General features: G+C 72.5%; 14 protein-coding genes. 6 read left to right on the top strand and 8 right to left on the bottom strand.

Annotation, left to right across the window (positions count from 1 at the left end; genetic code table 11):
- Positions 1-8: 8 nt before the first annotated feature.
- Complete coding sequence (locus SCAB_RS20720; protein WP_013002033.1) at positions 9-500, top strand: hypothetical protein; 492 nt, start codon at positions 9-11, stop codon at positions 498-500.
- A gap of 167 nt (positions 501-667) precedes the next feature.
- The gene (locus SCAB_RS20715; RefSeq protein ID WP_013002032.1) at positions 668-868 is read left to right on the top strand and encodes a hypothetical protein; all 201 of its coding nucleotides are present in this window, start codon (positions 668-670) and stop codon (positions 866-868) included.
- 87 nt (positions 869-955) lie between these two features.
- On the opposite strand, the gene helR is transcribed toward SCAB_RS20715, so the two are convergent.
- Complete coding sequence (helR, locus tag SCAB_RS20710; protein ID WP_041669435.1) at positions 956-3,199, bottom strand: RNA polymerase recycling motor ATPase HelR; 2,244 nt, start codon at positions 3,197-3,199, stop codon at positions 956-958.
- A 751-nt stretch (positions 3,200-3,950) separates the two neighbouring features.
- Between helR and SCAB_RS20705 the strand changes: the two genes are divergently transcribed.
- Together SCAB_RS20705 and SCAB_RS20700 are read left to right on the top strand one after the other, a co-directional pair.
- Complete coding sequence (locus SCAB_RS20705; RefSeq protein ID WP_013002030.1) at positions 3,951-4,316, top strand: hypothetical protein; 366 nt, start codon at positions 3,951-3,953, stop codon at positions 4,314-4,316.
- A gap of 336 nt (positions 4,317-4,652) precedes the next feature.
- Positions 4,653-6,215 carry a carbohydrate-binding protein gene (locus SCAB_RS20700; protein ID WP_013002029.1) on the top strand — a complete coding sequence of 521 codons (1,563 nt, stop codon included), beginning with the start codon at positions 4,653-4,655 and terminating at the stop codon, positions 6,213-6,215.
- A 14-nt stretch (positions 6,216-6,229) separates the two neighbouring features.
- On the opposite strand, the gene SCAB_RS20695 is transcribed toward SCAB_RS20700, so the two are convergent.
- Positions 6,230-7,063 carry an alpha/beta fold hydrolase gene (locus SCAB_RS20695; RefSeq protein WP_013002028.1) on the bottom strand — a complete coding sequence of 278 codons (834 nt, stop codon included), beginning with the start codon at positions 7,061-7,063 and terminating at the stop codon, positions 6,230-6,232.
- Positions 7,064-7,151: 88 nt separating this feature from the next.
- Positions 7,152-7,565 carry a VOC family protein gene (locus SCAB_RS20690; protein ID WP_037723206.1) on the bottom strand — a complete coding sequence of 138 codons (414 nt, stop codon included), beginning with the start codon at positions 7,563-7,565 and terminating at the stop codon, positions 7,152-7,154.
- A 210-nt stretch (positions 7,566-7,775) separates the two neighbouring features.
- Here SCAB_RS20690 and dacB point away from each other — a divergent pair, with 210 nt between their 5' ends.
- Entirely contained in the window at positions 7,776-9,110 is a 1,335-nt protein-coding gene (gene dacB / locus SCAB_RS20685) for a D-alanyl-D-alanine carboxypeptidase/D-alanyl-D-alanine endopeptidase (protein ID WP_013002026.1), read from the top strand.
- Between the two features lie 130 nt (positions 9,111-9,240).
- On the opposite strand, the gene SCAB_RS20680 is transcribed toward dacB, so the two are convergent.
- From SCAB_RS20680 to SCAB_RS20665, 4 genes are all read right to left on the bottom strand, one after another.
- On the bottom strand, positions 9,241-9,828 hold the full coding sequence (locus tag SCAB_RS20680; protein ID WP_013002025.1) for a tellurite resistance TerB family protein: 588 nt from the start codon (positions 9,826-9,828) through the stop codon (positions 9,241-9,243).
- Positions 9,829-9,951: 123 nt separating this feature from the next.
- On the bottom strand, positions 9,952-11,613 hold the full coding sequence (locus SCAB_RS20675) for a DEAD/DEAH box helicase (protein ID WP_037723202.1): 1,662 nt from the start codon (positions 11,611-11,613) through the stop codon (positions 9,952-9,954).
- 93 nt (positions 11,614-11,706) lie between these two features.
- Complete coding sequence (locus SCAB_RS20670; protein ID WP_005483357.1) at positions 11,707-11,910, bottom strand: cold-shock protein; 204 nt, start codon at positions 11,908-11,910, stop codon at positions 11,707-11,709.
- 265 nt (positions 11,911-12,175) lie between these two features.
- Entirely contained in the window at positions 12,176-13,063 is an 888-nt protein-coding gene (locus SCAB_RS20665) for a hypothetical protein (RefSeq protein ID WP_231885099.1), read from the bottom strand.
- Between the two features lie 165 nt (positions 13,064-13,228).
- Here SCAB_RS20665 and SCAB_RS47030 point away from each other — a divergent pair, with 165 nt between their 5' ends.
- Positions 13,229-14,176: a hypothetical protein gene (locus SCAB_RS47030; RefSeq protein WP_013002022.1), complete on the top strand. Its 948-nt coding sequence runs from the start codon at positions 13,229-13,231 to the stop codon at positions 14,174-14,176.
- 152 nt (positions 14,177-14,328) lie between these two features.
- Here SCAB_RS47030 and SCAB_RS20655 read toward each other — a convergent pair whose 3' ends face one another.
- Positions 14,329-15,765, bottom strand: a complete 1,437-nt coding sequence (locus SCAB_RS20655; RefSeq protein WP_013002021.1) for an APC family permease — start codon at positions 15,763-15,765, stop codon at positions 14,329-14,331.
- Between the last annotated feature and the right edge of the window lie 5 nt (positions 15,766-15,770).

Below are 15,770 nucleotides of genomic sequence, written 5' to 3'. Positions count from 1 at the left end.
GGGCGGCCGTGACGACCATCGCGGTGACCGGACACCTGGACCTGACCGACGGCACCGTCCCCCTCGTGCGGGCGGCCCTGGACACACTGCTCAGGCCGTACGCCGTCGACGGGCGGCTCGTCGGGGTGTCCTGTGTCGCCAAGGGGGCCGACACCCTGTTCGCCGAGGCCGTGCTCGCGCTCGGGGGACGGCTGGTCGTCGTCACGCCGTCGCGGGACTACCGCCGCAACACCGTCGAGGCGGAGCACGGGGCGTCCTACGACCGGCTCGTCGAGGCCGCCGCGGAGGTCGTCGCGCTTCCCTACGAGACGGCCGGACGGCAGGCGTACGAGGCCGCCAACGCGGTACTCGTCGAGCGGGCGGACCGTCTCGTCGCCGTCTGGGACGGGGTGCCGCCCACCGGCAACGGCGGCGGCACCGCCGACGCCGTCCTCGACGCGCGGGCGGCCGGCGTCCCCGTGGACGTGGTGTGGCCGGACGGGGCCGCCCGACGCGGGTGAGGTGCCGCCGCGGACCGCATGGCCGTGCGGGCCCGGGTGCGGGACCGTGGAGTGAGGCGGGTTCCGCGAGCGCACGGATCCCGCACGGATCCCGCACGGATCCCGCACGGATCCCGGGCAGGCAACCGGACAGACACCGGAGGGATTCCGGACGGAAGGAGACCCCCATGAAGTCGACGCGGCCTTCGGACACGCGGGCCACCGACGCGCGGGACGACGGCGGTTTCGGTCCGTTCCTCACCGCGTGGGACCGGGCGCACCCCGCACCCGTCACCGACCCCGACTGGCGGCATCTGCTGGACGAGATGGTGCACCCCGGCACCACCCGGGCGTTCCACCGGCTGGCCGAGGCCAGGACCGTGGCCTGAGGCCACCGCCCCGGCGTGCGGGACCGGCGTACGAGACGGGCGTGCGAGACCGGCGTGCGAGACGGGCGTGCGAGACCGGCGTACGGCTCAGGCGTGCGTCGTCAGCACCACCAGCCGCTGTGTCGCCCGCGTCATCGCGACATAGTGGTCCACCGCCCCCTCGATGCCCTCCCCGAACCCCTCCGGGTCGATGAGGACCACCAGGTCGAATTCGAGGCCCTTCGACAGTTCGGGGGTCAGGGTGCGGACCCGGGGAGACGCCGGGGTCGTACGGGGCGGACCCGCCGCCGCGATGACGCAGGCGATGCCGTCGTCGTGGGCGGCCAGCCACGTCTCCAGGGTCTCCTCCAGGGCGGAGACGGGGCCGTGGACGACCGGGACGCCGCCGCTGCGGATCGAGGTCGGCACGTTCGCGTCCGGAAGCACCGCCCGGATCACCGGCTCCGCCTCCGCCATGATCTCCTCCGGCGTCCGGTAGTTGACCGTCAGGGACGCCTGCTCGACGCGGTCGAGGCCCACCCGCTTCAGACGCTCCTGCCAGGACTCGGTGAACCCGTGCCGGGCCTGGGCGCGGTCACCGACGATCGTGAAGCTCCGGGACGGACAGCGCCGCAACAGCATCCGCCACTCCGCGTCCGTCAGCTCCTGCGCCTCGTCCACGACGACGTGGGCGAACGGCCCCGCGAGCAGGTCGGGGTCGGCGGCGGACAGCTCGGAGTCGTCCACCAGGCTGACCTGCGCGTCCTCGCCCCGGAGCATGTTCACCAGGCCGATGCCCTCGTCGCCGTCGGCGCCGGAGTTGGCCACGGCCTCGATCAGGTTGTCGACGACCTGGCTCATGCGCTCACGCTGCGCGGCCAGGGTCGCCGCCTGCCGCCGCTTGCGGCGGGCCGTCTCCGGGTCGCCCAGGCGCTGCCGGGCCGCGTCGAGGAACGGCAGGTCGGACGTCGTCCAGGCCCGGGGCTCGTCGCGCTGGAGACACCGCACCTCCTCGCGGGTCAGCCAGGGCGCGCACAACCGGAGGTACGCCGGCACCGTCCACAGGTCCCCGACCAGGTCCGCCGCCTCCAGCAGGGGCCAGGCACGGTTGAAGGCCGTGACCAGGTCCCGGTTCTGCAGCAGGGCCCGGCGCAGGAGGGCGGGGGAGGGGGCGGCGGTGGTCTCCGGGTCGGGATCGGGGTCGGCCTCGGCCTCGTGCCGGTCCGTCAGGATCGTCAGCAGTTCCTCCCAGACCTGGTGCCGGGCCTCGTTGTGCGGGGTGCCGGGTTCCGCCGCGTCGAAGGCGGCGGTCCAGTCCTCGGGGCCCAGCCGGATGTCGGACCAGGGGGTGGTGACCGTCATGCCCTCGGTGGGGGGTTCCTCGTAGAAGCGCACGGCCTTCTCGATGCCGGTCACCAGCGCCGCCGACGCCTTCAGCCGCGCCACCTCCGGGTCGCTCTCCGTACCGGCCGCCGCCCCCTCGGCGACCAGGTCGCGCAGGATGCACGTCTGTACGCCCTCCTCGCCGAGGCTCGGGAGCACGTCGGCGACGTAGGAGAGGTACGGGCGGTGCGGGCCGACGAAGAGGACGCCGCCCCGGCGGTGGCCCAGCCGGGGGTCGGAGTGCAGGAGGTACGCCGAGCGGTGCAGGGCGACGACGGTCTTGCCGGTGCCGGGGCCGCCGTCCACGACCAGCGCGCCCCGGGAACCGGCGCGGATGATGGCGTCCTGGTCGGCCTGGATGGTGCCGAGGACGTCCCGCATGCGCTCCGACCGGTTGGTGCCGAGGCTCGCGATGAAGGCCGACTGGTCGTCGAGGGCGGCGGCGTGGTGGCCGGTGCGTCCGTCCAGCTCCTCGCGGGAGAAGACCTCGTCCCAGTAGTCGCTGATCCGGCCGTTCGTCCAGCGGTAGCGGCGGCGGCTCGTCAGGCCCATCGGGTTGGCGTGGGTCGCGCCGAAGAACGGCTCGGCGGCCGGGGACCGCCAGTCGATCAGCAGCCGGCGCCCGGTCACGCCGTCCGTGAGTCCGAGACGGCCGATGTAGACGGGTTCGGGGTCGTCCGGGTTCACCATGTGGCCGAGGCACAGGTCCAGGCCGAAGCGGCGCAGGGTGCGCAGGCGGGCGGTGAGACGGTGGACCTCCGTGTCCCGGTCCATCGCGTGCCGGCCCATACCGCCGGGAGCCCTGCGCGCGGCGTCCAGCTGGGCGGACACCTCGGCGATCGACCGGTCGAGACAGGTGGCGAGCGCCTCGAAGTACCGCTCGTCGGCCGCGATCAGCGCCGGGTCGGCCTTGGCGGAGAGACGGGCGGGAAGGTCGAACGCGCTGGGGCCGGTGGTCGGGGGGTTCATGTCAATCGCTCCGAACGCTTCGAATGCGGGGTCGCTTGCGGCCACGGGTGCCGCCGGGTGTCGGCCATGGGTGGTGCCGGGTGTCCTGCCTGCGGTGCTGCTGATTCTGCTGGTGACTGGTCCTCCTGGGGCCGTCTGTGGGGCGGGCCTGCCGGCTGTCGCTGCCGACCGGGCCTGTGGCACTGGCCCGCCGGACGAGGCTGCCGGCCGGGTCCGCGTGCTCGGTGGTGCGCGCTCGGCGTGCGCACCCGGTCGTGGGTGGAGGGTGGCTCGCCGCGATGCCGTCGGCACCGGCTCGGCCCGGAGATTCTGCGCCACCACGGGGGCCTTGCCGCAAGCCCCCCGGTGCGCTATAGGTTGAGAGTGGCAAGGAGAGCGTGACGTCCTTGCCTTTGCCTTTGTCCGGACGCCATTGGGTGCGCGCCGCCACGTGGCGGACCTCGAAACGCCACGGGCCGTGCACGGCCGCCGATCCGGCGGGCTCCTCGCGCAGTTCCCCGCGCCCCTGGAAGTGCAGGCCATGCAGGCCCCCGAAAGCCAGGGCCTGCGACCCCGAGAGCCAAGGCTCCGCGGCCCGAACAGTACGGGACGCGGAAGGCACGGCGAGCCACAGCCCCCGCGCCACCAGGGCCCTCGGCCACCACCACGGGCCCTCGACACCACCACGGTCCCCGACCCCGCGGGACACGCCCCACGCCCCGCCGCCGCATCCGGGCGGCGCATCCGGCGACGCCGAGGGAGGACGCGAGGCATGCCGGACACCATCCCCGACCCGGTCCTGCGTGAAGTCGTCGCCGAGATCCGCGCATGGTCGGCGACGCGATGCCATGAGCCCAGCCCTCACGGCATCAGGATCGTGGCGACCACCCGCGACGCCGCCCACGCCCTGCTGTACCCGGGCACCGGATCCAGCCAGGACCCGGTGTTCTTCGCGGTCGCCCGGGGCGACTTCCACCTGATCGGTTCGGGGCCCACCCGCACCGGGGTGTGGGCCGGCCTGTTCGTGAAGTACCCCCCGGCGCGCGTCACGTCCTTCACGCTTCGCCCGGAGGCGTACATCCCCGTGCTGGATCTCGGCAGCCTGGGCCAGGTGTACCCCGCCCCCGGACCCCCCTGAGCCGAGACCTCACCGGCAGAGCCCGAGGGCCCCGCTCGTTCACAAGCTCGGATGACCGTCGCTTCACGACGCCATCCCGGCAGCCTCGAACGCACCCGCACCGGCTCTTCCCGTAGGCACCGAAGTGCCACTGAACAGCGACTCACCGGCCTCCGAGGCGGCACTTCGCTACGCCTCTCGTGATTCATCCATGTGAACACAACACACGTACACATCTATTGACGTGTCCAGAACACCCCCTGACACTCATCTGGAGAAAGCGCTTTCTGGCTCTGATTCCGACTCTGACTCTGTTCGGCCGACCCGTCCAGGAGATCGACGATGCATACGACGCACATGAGACCCGTCACGGCGACGGCGAGCGCAGCTCTGGTGGCAGCCCTGCTGGTCGCGGTGTCCGGTACGGCGGCACAGGCCGCGACCGCGCGGTACGAGGCCGAGGCGTCACCGGCCGTCTGCACCGGCACCATCGACTCCGACTGGGCCGGGTACACGGGCAGCGGATTCTGCAACGGCACCAACGCCGCCGGCGCGTACGTCCAGTTCACCGTGACCGCACCCGCATCGGGCACGGCGACCCTGGCCGTACGCTTCGCCAACGGCACCACCGGCACCCGGGCCGCGAGCGTCACGGTGAACGGCGCCGCCGCCGCGACCACGTCCTTCGAGAGCACCGGCACCTGGTCGGGGTGGACCACCAAGACGCTGACCGTGCCCGTGACATCGGGCAGCAATGTCGTCCGCGTCAACCCCACCGGCTCCACCGGCCTGCCCAACATCGACCGCCTCGACGCCACCGTGCCCGACGGCGGCACCACGCCACCGCCGACCGGCTCCACGCTGTACGTCTCGCCGAGCGGGACGGACTCCGCGGCCGGCACCATCTCCGCCCCCACCACCCTGACCTCGGCGATCGGCCGCATCACCGCGGGCGGCACCATCTACCTGCGCGGTGGGACGTACGCCCAGGCGTCGACCGTCACCATCCCCGCCGGCAGCTCCGGGACCGCCGCCGCCCGCACCCGGCTGTCCGCCTACCCGGGCGAGACACCTGTCCTCAACTTCTCCGCCCAGAGCGAGAGTTCGTCGAACCGCGGGCTCCAGCTCAACGCCTCCTACTGGCACGTCTACGGGCTCGTCGTCGAGCGCGCCGGGGACAACGGCATCTACGTCGGCGGCAGCGACAACGTCATCGAGCGGACCGTGACCCGCTTCAACCGCGACACCGGGCTGCAGCTGGGCCGGGCGGCGTCCACCACCCCCGCCGCCGACTGGCCCTCGGACAACCTGATCCTGAGCGCCGAGTCGCACGACAACGCCGACTCCGACGGGGAGGACGCGGACGGGTTCGCTGCGAAGCTCACCACCGGCACCGGCAACGTCTTCCGCCACGCGGTGGCCCACAACAACATCGACGACGGCTGGGACCTCTACACCAAGACGGACACCGGCCCCATCGGACCGGTGACCGTCGAGGACTCGCTCGCCTACGCCAACGGCACGCTCAGCGACGGCTCGCAGGCCGGCAACGGCGACCGCAACGGCTACAAGCTCGGCGGCGACGACATCGCCGTGAACCACGTCGTCCGGCGCAGCATCGCCTACGGCAACGGCAAGCACGGTTTCACGTGGAACAGCAACCCGGGCTCCATGGCTGTCTCCGGGAACGTGAGCATCGACAACACCGAGCGGAACTTCAACTTCGACGGCGGTACGTCGGTGTTCCGCGACAACACCTCCTGCCGCAGCCGCAGTGGTACGAACGACCGGATCATCGGCAGCTCCGACAGCTCCAACCAGTTCTGGTCCGGGACGAACGGCTCCCGCTGCTCCTCCTACTCCGGCGGCCTGCACTGGTCCTTCGGAGGCGACGGCAGCCTGAAGGTCACCTTCGGATAGTCCTCACGCCTGCCTCACTCCCGCCCCGTCCCGGATCCCGCCGCGTCCGCGAAGGCCGTCACCGCCCGCGCGTACGCCTCCGGACGGGTCACGTGCGGGATGTGGCCCGCGCCCTCGAAGGTGAGGGTGCGGGCCCGGGGGAGGGCCTCGGCGAGGCGGCCGGTGATCGCGGCGAACCACGGCGGGCTGTCCGTGCCCCGGGTCAGCAGGACCGGCCCGGTGCGGGCGGCCAGCCCGGCCAGGTCCAGGTCCGCCCCGCGCGGGTCGCCGTGTTCGTCGAGGAACGTGGAGGCGTTGGCGAGGAAGGTCTGCCGGACCGGGGCGGGCAACCGGTCCCAGGTGCCGGGGCCGACGGCGATCTCGTCGGTGAACCGGCGGGCCGCGGCAAGGGGCTCGTGGGCGCGGAGACGGTCGAGGACCGAGGCGTACCTCTCCTCGACGGCGGTCACCGGCGGTCGCAGGCGGGGGTCGTCGGTGACGAGGCCCGTGAGCGGGGGCTCGTGCGCGACGAGGCCCCGGAACAGGTCGGGACGGCGGGCGGCCAGACCGAGGGCGGTCGAGGCGCCGAAGGAGGTGCCGGCCACGTAGGCCGGGGCGAAGCCCAGGGTCTCCATCAGGGCCGCCAGGTCCTCCTCGTCCTCGTGCCGTGCGCCCTGTCCCGGTGGGCGTTCGCTGCGGCTGTGGCCGCGGCGGTCGTAGACCAGGACACGGAAGCGTGCGGTGAGGGCGGGGAGGGCCGGCAGCCAGGTGTGGTGGTCGCCCCAGGAGCCGTGGACCAGGACCAGCGGGTCGCCGGCCCCGGCCACCTCGTAGAAGAGTTCGACGCCGTTCGCCTCGGCCCTTGGCACGCCCGGTCTCCTCGTTCGTCGGTCCACTGGGGGTGGTGCTGTGGACTTCAACGACAGGGCGCCGCCCGCGGCACTGCGGCGTGGGTGCTCAGCCGCGCGGCTCGCCGATGTTCACCATCCACGGCACGCCGAAGCGGTCCGTGCACATGCCGAAGACGTCGCCCCACATCTGTTTGTCGAGGGGGACGGAGACGGTCGCGCCGGCGGAGAGCTTCTCCCAGTAGCCGCGCAGTTCGGCTTCGTCGTCACCGCTGAGGCTGACGGAGAAGCTGGACCCGGGGGCGTACTCCATGCCGGGCGGGGTGTCGGCGCCCATGAGGGTGAAACCGTTCGGGGTCTCCAGCATGCCGTGCATGATCTTGTCGGCCCCGGGCGCGTCCGGCGAGCCGAACGCGCCGAAGGTGTTCAGCACCAGCTCACCGCCGAACACCTCGCGGTAGAACTCCAGCGCCTGCCGGGCATCGCCGTCGAAGCTGAGATACGGGTTGAGTCGCGAGACCACGAGAACCTCCTGAAGGGACTCGGAACTCCTGAAACGGAGCAAACGGTCAGATGTCCGGAGACTAGCCCCGGCCACTGACAACGGCATGCCGTGGCCTCTGTCACACACACCTGTCAACGCGTCAAGTCTTCACAAAGTACCCGTCGGTACCGGGAGTCCCGACTGTTACTTTTCCTTTCAAGATTCCCGCATCCCCCCACGAGGCCCCCCATGCCCCTCCCCTCTTCCGGCATCCGCGCGACCGGCCGGCACCGCAAGGCCAAGGCCCCGAACCCGGCGCTGCGACGGGCGGCCGTCCTCGCCCTGGTCGCGCCCATGGCCGGGACGATCATGGCCGGGACATCTGCCTTCGCCGCCGACAAGGCGACCGCCAAGCCCGGCGCGACCGAACTCGACCCCGCCGAGCAGAAGATCGCGGACAACCTGAACACGCGCGGCCAGGACACCCGCCTCGGCACCAGGCTCGGCGGTGTCGTCATCGACGCCAAGTCCGACAAGGTGGTGTGGGGGCACAACGCGGACACCGCGCTGATGGCCGCGTCGAACACGAAGCTCGCGACCGCCACGGCCGCGCTGACGGTGCTCGGCCCGGAGCACCGGTTCACCACGAAGGTCGTGTACGGGGACGGCACGCTCACCCTCGTCGGCGGCGGCGACCGCACGCTGACGACCGCCGACCTCGACGCGCTCGCCGGGACCGCCGTCGCCGGGCTGAAGAACGCCGGGCTCACCTCGGTGAAGGTCCGGATCGACGACAGCCTCTTCCCCGAACCGACCCTGGCCAACGGCTGGAACACCGGCTACTACCCCGACTCCGTCGCCCCCGTGCGCGCGCTGGTCGTCGACTCCCACAACGTCGACGACACCTCCCTCGACGCGGGCGGCGTCTTCGCCAAGCAGCTCGCCGCGCGCGGCGTCACCGTCGACGGCGGTGTCACGCGCGGCGTCGTCGGCAAGGGGGACGTGCCGGTCGCCTCGCACACGTCCGGCAAGCTGTCCGCGGTCGTCAAGCAGATGCTCAAGGTCAGCGACAACGACATCGCCGAGTCGCTGCTGCGGCTGACCGCGCTCGGCGCCGGCCGCTCCGCCACCTTCGAGGACGGCACGGCCGTGGTCCGCGAGGTCCTCACCCGGTACGGCATCTCGCTCGGCAACTTCGAGATGTACGACGGCAGCGGGCTGTCCCGCGCCACCCGCATCCCGGCGCGGACCATCGCCGACATCGTCGACCTGGCCGCCGACCCCCGGCACGCCCGGACGCTGAGGTACGTCATCGACGGGCTGCCCGTCTCGGGCGAGGCGGGGGCCACGCTGGGCCCGGAGTTCGGCCGTTTCGACACCGCCGACTCCAAGTGCGCGGTCGGCCAGGTCATGGCCAAGACCGGCACCCTCACCGGTGCCGTGGCCCTGAGCGGTCTGACCAAGGCCCAGGACGGCGAGTGGAAGGTCTTCTCCTTCATCGAGAACGACTCCACCGCCGGGCCGTCCGACATCAAGGACGCCCTGGACGGCCTCGCGGCCACCGTCAACGGCTGCTGGGCGTAGCGCTCACCCCTCCAAGAACTCCACGGACGCCGGGTGTGGGGACGGCCGGCGTCCGTGGGGCCGACGACGCCGTCGGGCACCGCCGTACGCCCCCGGACGGTGTGGCAGCCCCGGACGGTGTGTCAGGGCCTCAGAGGCCGAACTCCTGCGGGGGGAGGCCGAGCGCCGCGCACGCCTCGCGCAGGACCTGCTCCTCGGACTGGGCGATGTACCCGTCCGCGCCCGCCACCACGAAGCCGGTCTGGACGACCGCACGCGCCTCCGTCGGCTTCTTCGCGGCCTTGGCGATCTCCTGCATGGCCTCGGCCTTGCCGTGCTGGAAGTTGGCCGACAGCTGGCCGACGTGCTTGTTGAAGCGCTGCCGCAGCTGGTCCGCCGGGAAGTTCTGCAGGACGTCGTTGTTCAGGATGAGCGACTCCACGTGCTGCCGCTCGTGCTCGTCCACGTTCCCGTCGGCGGCGGCGACCAGCGCGCACATGGCCATGCTGGCGTCCCGGTAGGCCCCGCTCTTCAACTCCGTCTTCAGGGAGGTGAGCTGGGACTTGAGCGCGCTCACCAGCTGGGCCTTCGAACCGCCGCCGGACCGCCCGGAGCCGGAGGACCCGGTGGAGCCCAGGGGCCCCGCGCCGGGCCGCCCGTGCCCGGTGCCGCCCCGCGCTCCCTGCGCCTGCTGCTGCAGGCCCTTGGCCTGGTCCTTGATCCGATCCCACATCGCCATGCGTTGCCACCTCGGCTTCAGCCCGTGTCGTGCCGGTCGTTCCGGTCGTCCGCGTGCGTACCGCACGTCACCCGGTGAACGGCCGTCACCCCCTCCGGAGTTCCGGGGCCGGGGTGGTGGGGGTCAGCGGCCGTTGCCCTTCGCGGGGGCGCGACGGCGGCCCTGGGACGGGCGGCCGCGACGGCCGCGCGACGCCGGGCGGGCGGCCGGCTGCTCGGTGACCGGCGGGGCGAGGACCACCGGGACGCCCGAGGGGGCCTGGGCGCCCGTGATGCGGTTCAGGTCGGCGCCGCCGGAGCGGACCCTGGTGGTCGTCGGCGTGATCCCGGCGACGGCCATCAGCCGGGTGACGTCCCGGCGCTGGTGCGGCAGGACGAGGGTGACGACCGTGCCGGACTCGCCCGCGCGCGCCGTACGGCCGCCCCGGTGCAGATAGTCCTTGTGGTCGCCCGGCGGGTCGACGTTGACGACGAGGTCGAGGTCGTCGACGTGGATGCCGCGCGCGGCGACGTTCGTGGCGACCAGCGCCGTCACGTCACCGTCCTTGAACTGGCTCAGGGCCCGGTTGCGCTGCGACTGCGACTTGCCGCCGTGCAGGGCGGCGGCGCGCACGCCTACCGCCAGCAGCTTCTTGACCAGCCGGTCCGTCGCGTGCTTGCTGTCCAGGAACATGATCACTCGGCCCTCACGGGCGGCGATCTCGGTCGTGGTGGCGTGCTTGTCGTCGTCCTCGATGTGCAGCACGTGGTGGTCCATCGTGGTGACGGCGCCCGCGGACGGGTCGACCGAGTGAACGACGGGGTCGTGCAGGTAGTCGCGGACCAGCCGGTCGACGTTGCGGTCGAGGGTGGCCGAGAACAGCAGCCGCTGGCCGCCCGGACGCACCTGGTCGAGCAGCGCGGTCACCTGCGGCATGAAGCCCATGTCGGCCATCTGGTCGGCCTCGTCGAGGACGGTGATCGCGACCTGGTCCAGTCGGCAGTCGGCGCGGTCTATGAGGTCCTTGAGCCGTCCGGGTGTCGCGACGACCACCTCGGCGCCGCCGCGCAGCGCGCTCGCCTGCCGCCCGATGGACATCCCGCCGACGACCGTGGCGAGCCGCAGCCGCAGCGCGCGGGCGTACGGGGTGAGGGCGTCGGTGACCTGCTGCGCCAGTTCCCGGGTGGGGACGAGGACGAGGGCGAGCGGCTGCCGGGGTTCGGCGCGCTGCCCTGCCGTGCGGGCCAGCAGCGCGAGACCGAAGGCGAGCGTCTTGCCCGACCCGGTGCGCCCGCGGCCCAGGACGTCCCGGCCGGCGAGCGAGTTCGGCAGCGTCGCGGCCTGGATGGGGAACGGGGTGGTCACCCCTTCGGCGCGGAGGGTCTCCAGCAGCCGCCCGGGGAGTCCGAGTGCGTCGAAGGCGTCGACCGCGGGCAGCGCGGGCGTGACGGTCACCGGCAGCGCGAACTCACCGGCGGCGGGCACGGCGGCGGGCCTGCCGCCTCCACCACGACGGCTCCGGCCGCTCTTGGGCGCGCCGTTCTTCGCGGCGCCGGTCTGGGCCGCACCGTTCTTGGGCGTGCCGTTCCTGCCCCCGCCGTTCCTGGCCGCACGGGAGGAAGTGCCCGGGTTGCCCGACCCCGACCCCGACCCCGACCCCGCTCCGGCTCCCGTTCCCTGGGCGCGGGTGCGGTTGCCCCGGGAGGAGCCCGCACCGGTGGAGCCCTTGTCCGAGCGGGTGGCAGAGCTCTGCTCCGTACGGGGGCGGGAGGAGCTGCTGCTGTTGGTACGAGCCGTGCGGTTCATGGGGACCTTCCTCGATGCGGCGACGCCGGTCACACACGAGCCGGGGCCCGCACCTTTCGGGCGCGGGCCCCGGCTCATGCGTACGCGTCAGAGTCAGGCGGGAACGATGTTCTCGGCCTGGGGGCCCTTCTGGCCCTGCGTGACGTCGAAGGTCACCTTCTGGCCTTCCTGAAGCTCACGGAAGCCGGAGGTGGCGATGTTCGAGTAGTGGGCGAAGACGTCGGGGCCGCCACCCTCCTGCTCGATGAAGCCGAAGCCCTTTTCCGAGTTGAACCACTTCACGGTGCCGGATGCCATGCTGTAACTCCCTTGATGCAGTGCCCGGAGTCCACACTTTGCGGACCCGGTGTCGCAGCACGGTTCGACCCGACGGGAAGATTCGAAAAGTCCCGGAAAGTCCCGGAAACAACAAAGAGTGCTCGTCGACGGAAGGTCGAAGAGCACTCAGAAGCCTCTGGTAACCAAAACTGCCACTTCATGTCAAGGTAGCACAGGCTGGGGGCGAGCGCTGTGAGACACGGGACACGACACCCCCAGCGGGATTTCCGACGCCCGTCCGGCGTCAGCCACCGGAGGGCGGCGGCGGTGGCTGCTGCGGGTGCGACGGCGGTGCCGGCGGTGGTGCCGACGGGTACGGCTGGGCCGCGGGGGTGCCGGGGGCGCCCGGGGTGGCGGCGGGCAGGGCCTGCCAGTGCTGCGGGGCCGGAGGGGCCTGTGCGGGCTGTGCGGGTTGTGCGGGCTGCGGGGCCGCGAACGGGTGAGGGGCAGGACCGGGGAGGGCTCCGGCGTGGCCGCGCAGGGCGAGGAGGCTGGTCACGGCCCCGCCGAGGGCGAGCAGCAGGGCGACGGTCAGCAGATAGAAGCCCGGACCGAAGGTCGTGGTCCGGCCGTCCCCGTCCCACTGCGTGTCGTTGAAGGCGTCCGTCAGCACGGTGAGTGTCGTGCCGAACAGCAGCACCCCGCCGGCGATGCCGAGCGCGGGCGCCGACGGGGACCGGCGGCCGCGGCCGCTCAGGAGGAGCACGGCGGCGGCGAGGGCCAGCAGGCCGCCCAGGAGGAGAGGGACGCCGGAGAACTGGGTGACCGAGGTCGGCGCTTCGGTCACTCCCCAGTTGGAGTAGGACCATGCCTTCGCGACGCTCTCGTAGGCCGGTTGCGCCTTCTTCCCGTCGCCGAGGTACTGGACCGACTTGTCCAGTGTGGCGAACGAGCCGCCGATGGCGAGGAGGGCGCCGAGTATGAGCAGCGCGCCCGCCGCGCGGTGGGTCGTCCCCGCCGGGCTTCCCGGCGGCGCGGGCGGTCTGCCGGGACCGGCGGCCGGCGGGGCCGCGTAGGGGTACGGGGCCCCTTGCTGCGGGGGCGGGGCCGGCCAGCCGGGTGCGGGTGCGGCCTGCTGGGGCTCAGGGGTGGGCGGGCCCGCGTACGGGCCGGACCGGGTCGGTTCCGTCATCGTCCGATGATAGGGAGCGGAGATCGTGCGCATAAGGTGAAGTGGCCCCGAAAATAAGGGAGTTGAAGATACAGTCCTCTGCTCTGTTCGCCGGTCGTGATATCGGATCTGCATACGTCCATCTCAAAGCATCACTGTGCGACCAAAATTCGTTACTCTCCGGGCATGGCTCTCCTCGGTCGCCGGCGAAGCACGACCAGACTCGCACCCGAACTCGACGACTCCGACCTCGGGAAGGTACGCAAGCGCCTGGTCGAGAGGGGGAGTTCGGGCGGCCGCAGTCTCGCGGTGGCCATGATCGAGCAGTTGCTGCGCGACAGCGGGCGGGACTGGGACCGCCGGGCCCACCGGCTGAGCGTCCTCGCGGAGTCGGCGTCACCGCCCCTGCAGCGCTCCTGGGCCGAGGAACAGCCGCAGGACCCGGACGCGCAACTGCTGTTCGCCTGGGGCGTCCTGCTGCGGGCGCGGTACGAGGAGCAGCCGGTGCCGGGGGAGACCCGGGAGGCGCTCGACGCCTGCGAACGCGCCGTCGCGCTGCGGCCCGAGGACCCCACCCCGTGGGTGGTGCGGCTCGGACTGCTGCGGCTGTGGCGGCGGCCGGCCGCGGAGGTGTTCCCGCTCTGGGACGAGATCGTCCGGCGCGATCCCTGGAACCGCGAGGCCCACTTCCAGATGCTGGGCTATCTGTCGCCGTGGGAGTGCGGTTCGCACGCGCAGACCGTCGACTTCCTGGACCGGGTGCGCGCGGGCGCGGCGCCCACGGCGCCGACGGCGGGCCTGGAGATAGCGGCCCTCATCGACCTCTACCAGGGCACCCTCGACCAGGGCGGTCTCGAAGCGCTCACCGCCGTGCATCTGTGGAGCCGGCCCAACGCGGTGGCGGCCCTGGGCCGGGCGCTGGCCGACTGGCCCCGCCCCGGGTATCTGACGCACGCGGCGGCCGTCGCCGATCTCAACCTGCTTGCGTACGCGCTGGTGCAGGCGAAGCGGGCCGGGGAGGCGGGGGAGGTCTTCCGGGCGATCGGGGGGCTGGCGACGGCGTATCCGTGGGCGCTGGAGAGTGACGACCCCGTGGCGACGTTCGGCGCGTGGCAGCAGCGCGCGATGAGCTGACGTTCGCGGCGGGTGGGTGCGGGTGGGTGCGGGTGCGCTGTCGGGTGCGGGCCCGGTGGGGCTTCTCGCGCAGTTCCCCGCGCCCCTGAAAAGACCAGCCCCCACGCGCCCGCACCCGACAACGCACCGCACCCGAAGGCACCCCCAGAGGGCTACCGCCTGTTCGGCGCCCCCGCGAGCAGCGGCATCGCCATCCCGGCCAGCAGCGCCCCCGGCACGGCCAGGCCGAGCCAGACGGCGGTGGTGGTGTCGCCGCCGATGAGGGTGGGGAAGTTGGCGACGATCAGCCAGATCGCACCGGCGATGCCACCGGCGCCCAGGGCCGGGGCGATCAGCGTGTTCCACAGCCGGGTGTCACCGGACTGCTCGTGGCGGAAGTACACGATGACCGACACGGAGGTCAGCAAGTACAGCAGCATGATCGCCAGCACGGCGAGACCGCTGAGCCAGGAGAAGAGGGTGATCACGGGGTCCTTGCCCGCGAGGGCGAAGGGGAAGACCAGCAGCGCGGCCACCCCGGTCTGCACGACACCCGCGAGCCACGGCGACTGGCGGCCGTTGAGCGTGCTCAGCGCGCGCGGCAGCAGGCCCTCCCGGCCCAGGGAGAACAGATAGCGGTTGGCCGAGTTGTGGAAGGCCAGGATGCTGGCGAAGAGCGAGGTGGCCAGCAGGATCGGCAGCGCGTCCCCCGCCCACGCGCCCAGCTCCGAGGCGACCGGCGCGGCGACGAAGGCCGCCCCGTCCCCGGACTCCAGGGCCTTGCCCGCGGCGGCCGCGCTGGAGTCCGGGCCGTGCGCCGAGATCAGCATCCAGGACGTGAACGCGAAGAACGCGGTGACGAGGACGACGGCGAGATAGGTGGCCCGGGGGACCGTCCTGTGCGGCTCGCGCGCCTCCTCGCCGTAGATCGCGGTCGCCTCGAAGCCGAACATCGACGCCACCGCGAACATCAGCGCCACACCGGGCGCGCCCTCCAGCGCCGCCGACAGGGAGAAGGAGGAGCCCGGGGCCAGTCCTTCGGGGCCGCCGCCCTTGAGGAGCATCACCACGCCGAAGACCAGCAGCAGACTGATCTCGGCCAGCACGAACACCGCGAGGACCTTGGCGCCCACGTCGACGCCGGTCGCGCCGAGCCCCTGCACGATCGCCATCGTGCCGAGCGCGAACAGCCACCACGGCACGTCCGTGTCCAGGTACTGCAGGGCCAGCCCGTTCATCACCGAGCCGAACAGGCCGTACACCGCCGCCTGGATGGCGTGGTAGGCGAGCAGGGCCACACCCGCGCTGCCCGCGGCGGCCGTACCGCCGAGTCCCTTGCCGACGTAGGAGTAGAAGGCGCCCGCGTCCACCACATGGCGGCCCATCGCGACGTACCCGACGGAGAAGAGCAGGACGACCACACCGGCCACGACGTACATCGCGGGGACGCCGGGGCCGTTGCCGATGGCTATCGCCACCGGTGCCGCTCCGGCCACCCCGGTCAGCGGCGCCTGCGCGGAGAGGACGAAGAAGAGGATGCCCAGGACGCCGAGCGCGTTCTGTTTGAGGGAGCCGGTGGACGCGTAACCGTCGCCGGCCGCGTGCCGCATTCTGG

This window comes from Streptomyces scabiei 87.22 (assembly GCF_000091305.1).
GTDB classification, from domain to species: domain Bacteria; phylum Actinomycetota; class Actinomycetes; order Streptomycetales; family Streptomycetaceae; genus Streptomyces; species Streptomyces scabiei.
This window is presented reverse-complemented; position numbering and strand designations above follow the sequence as displayed.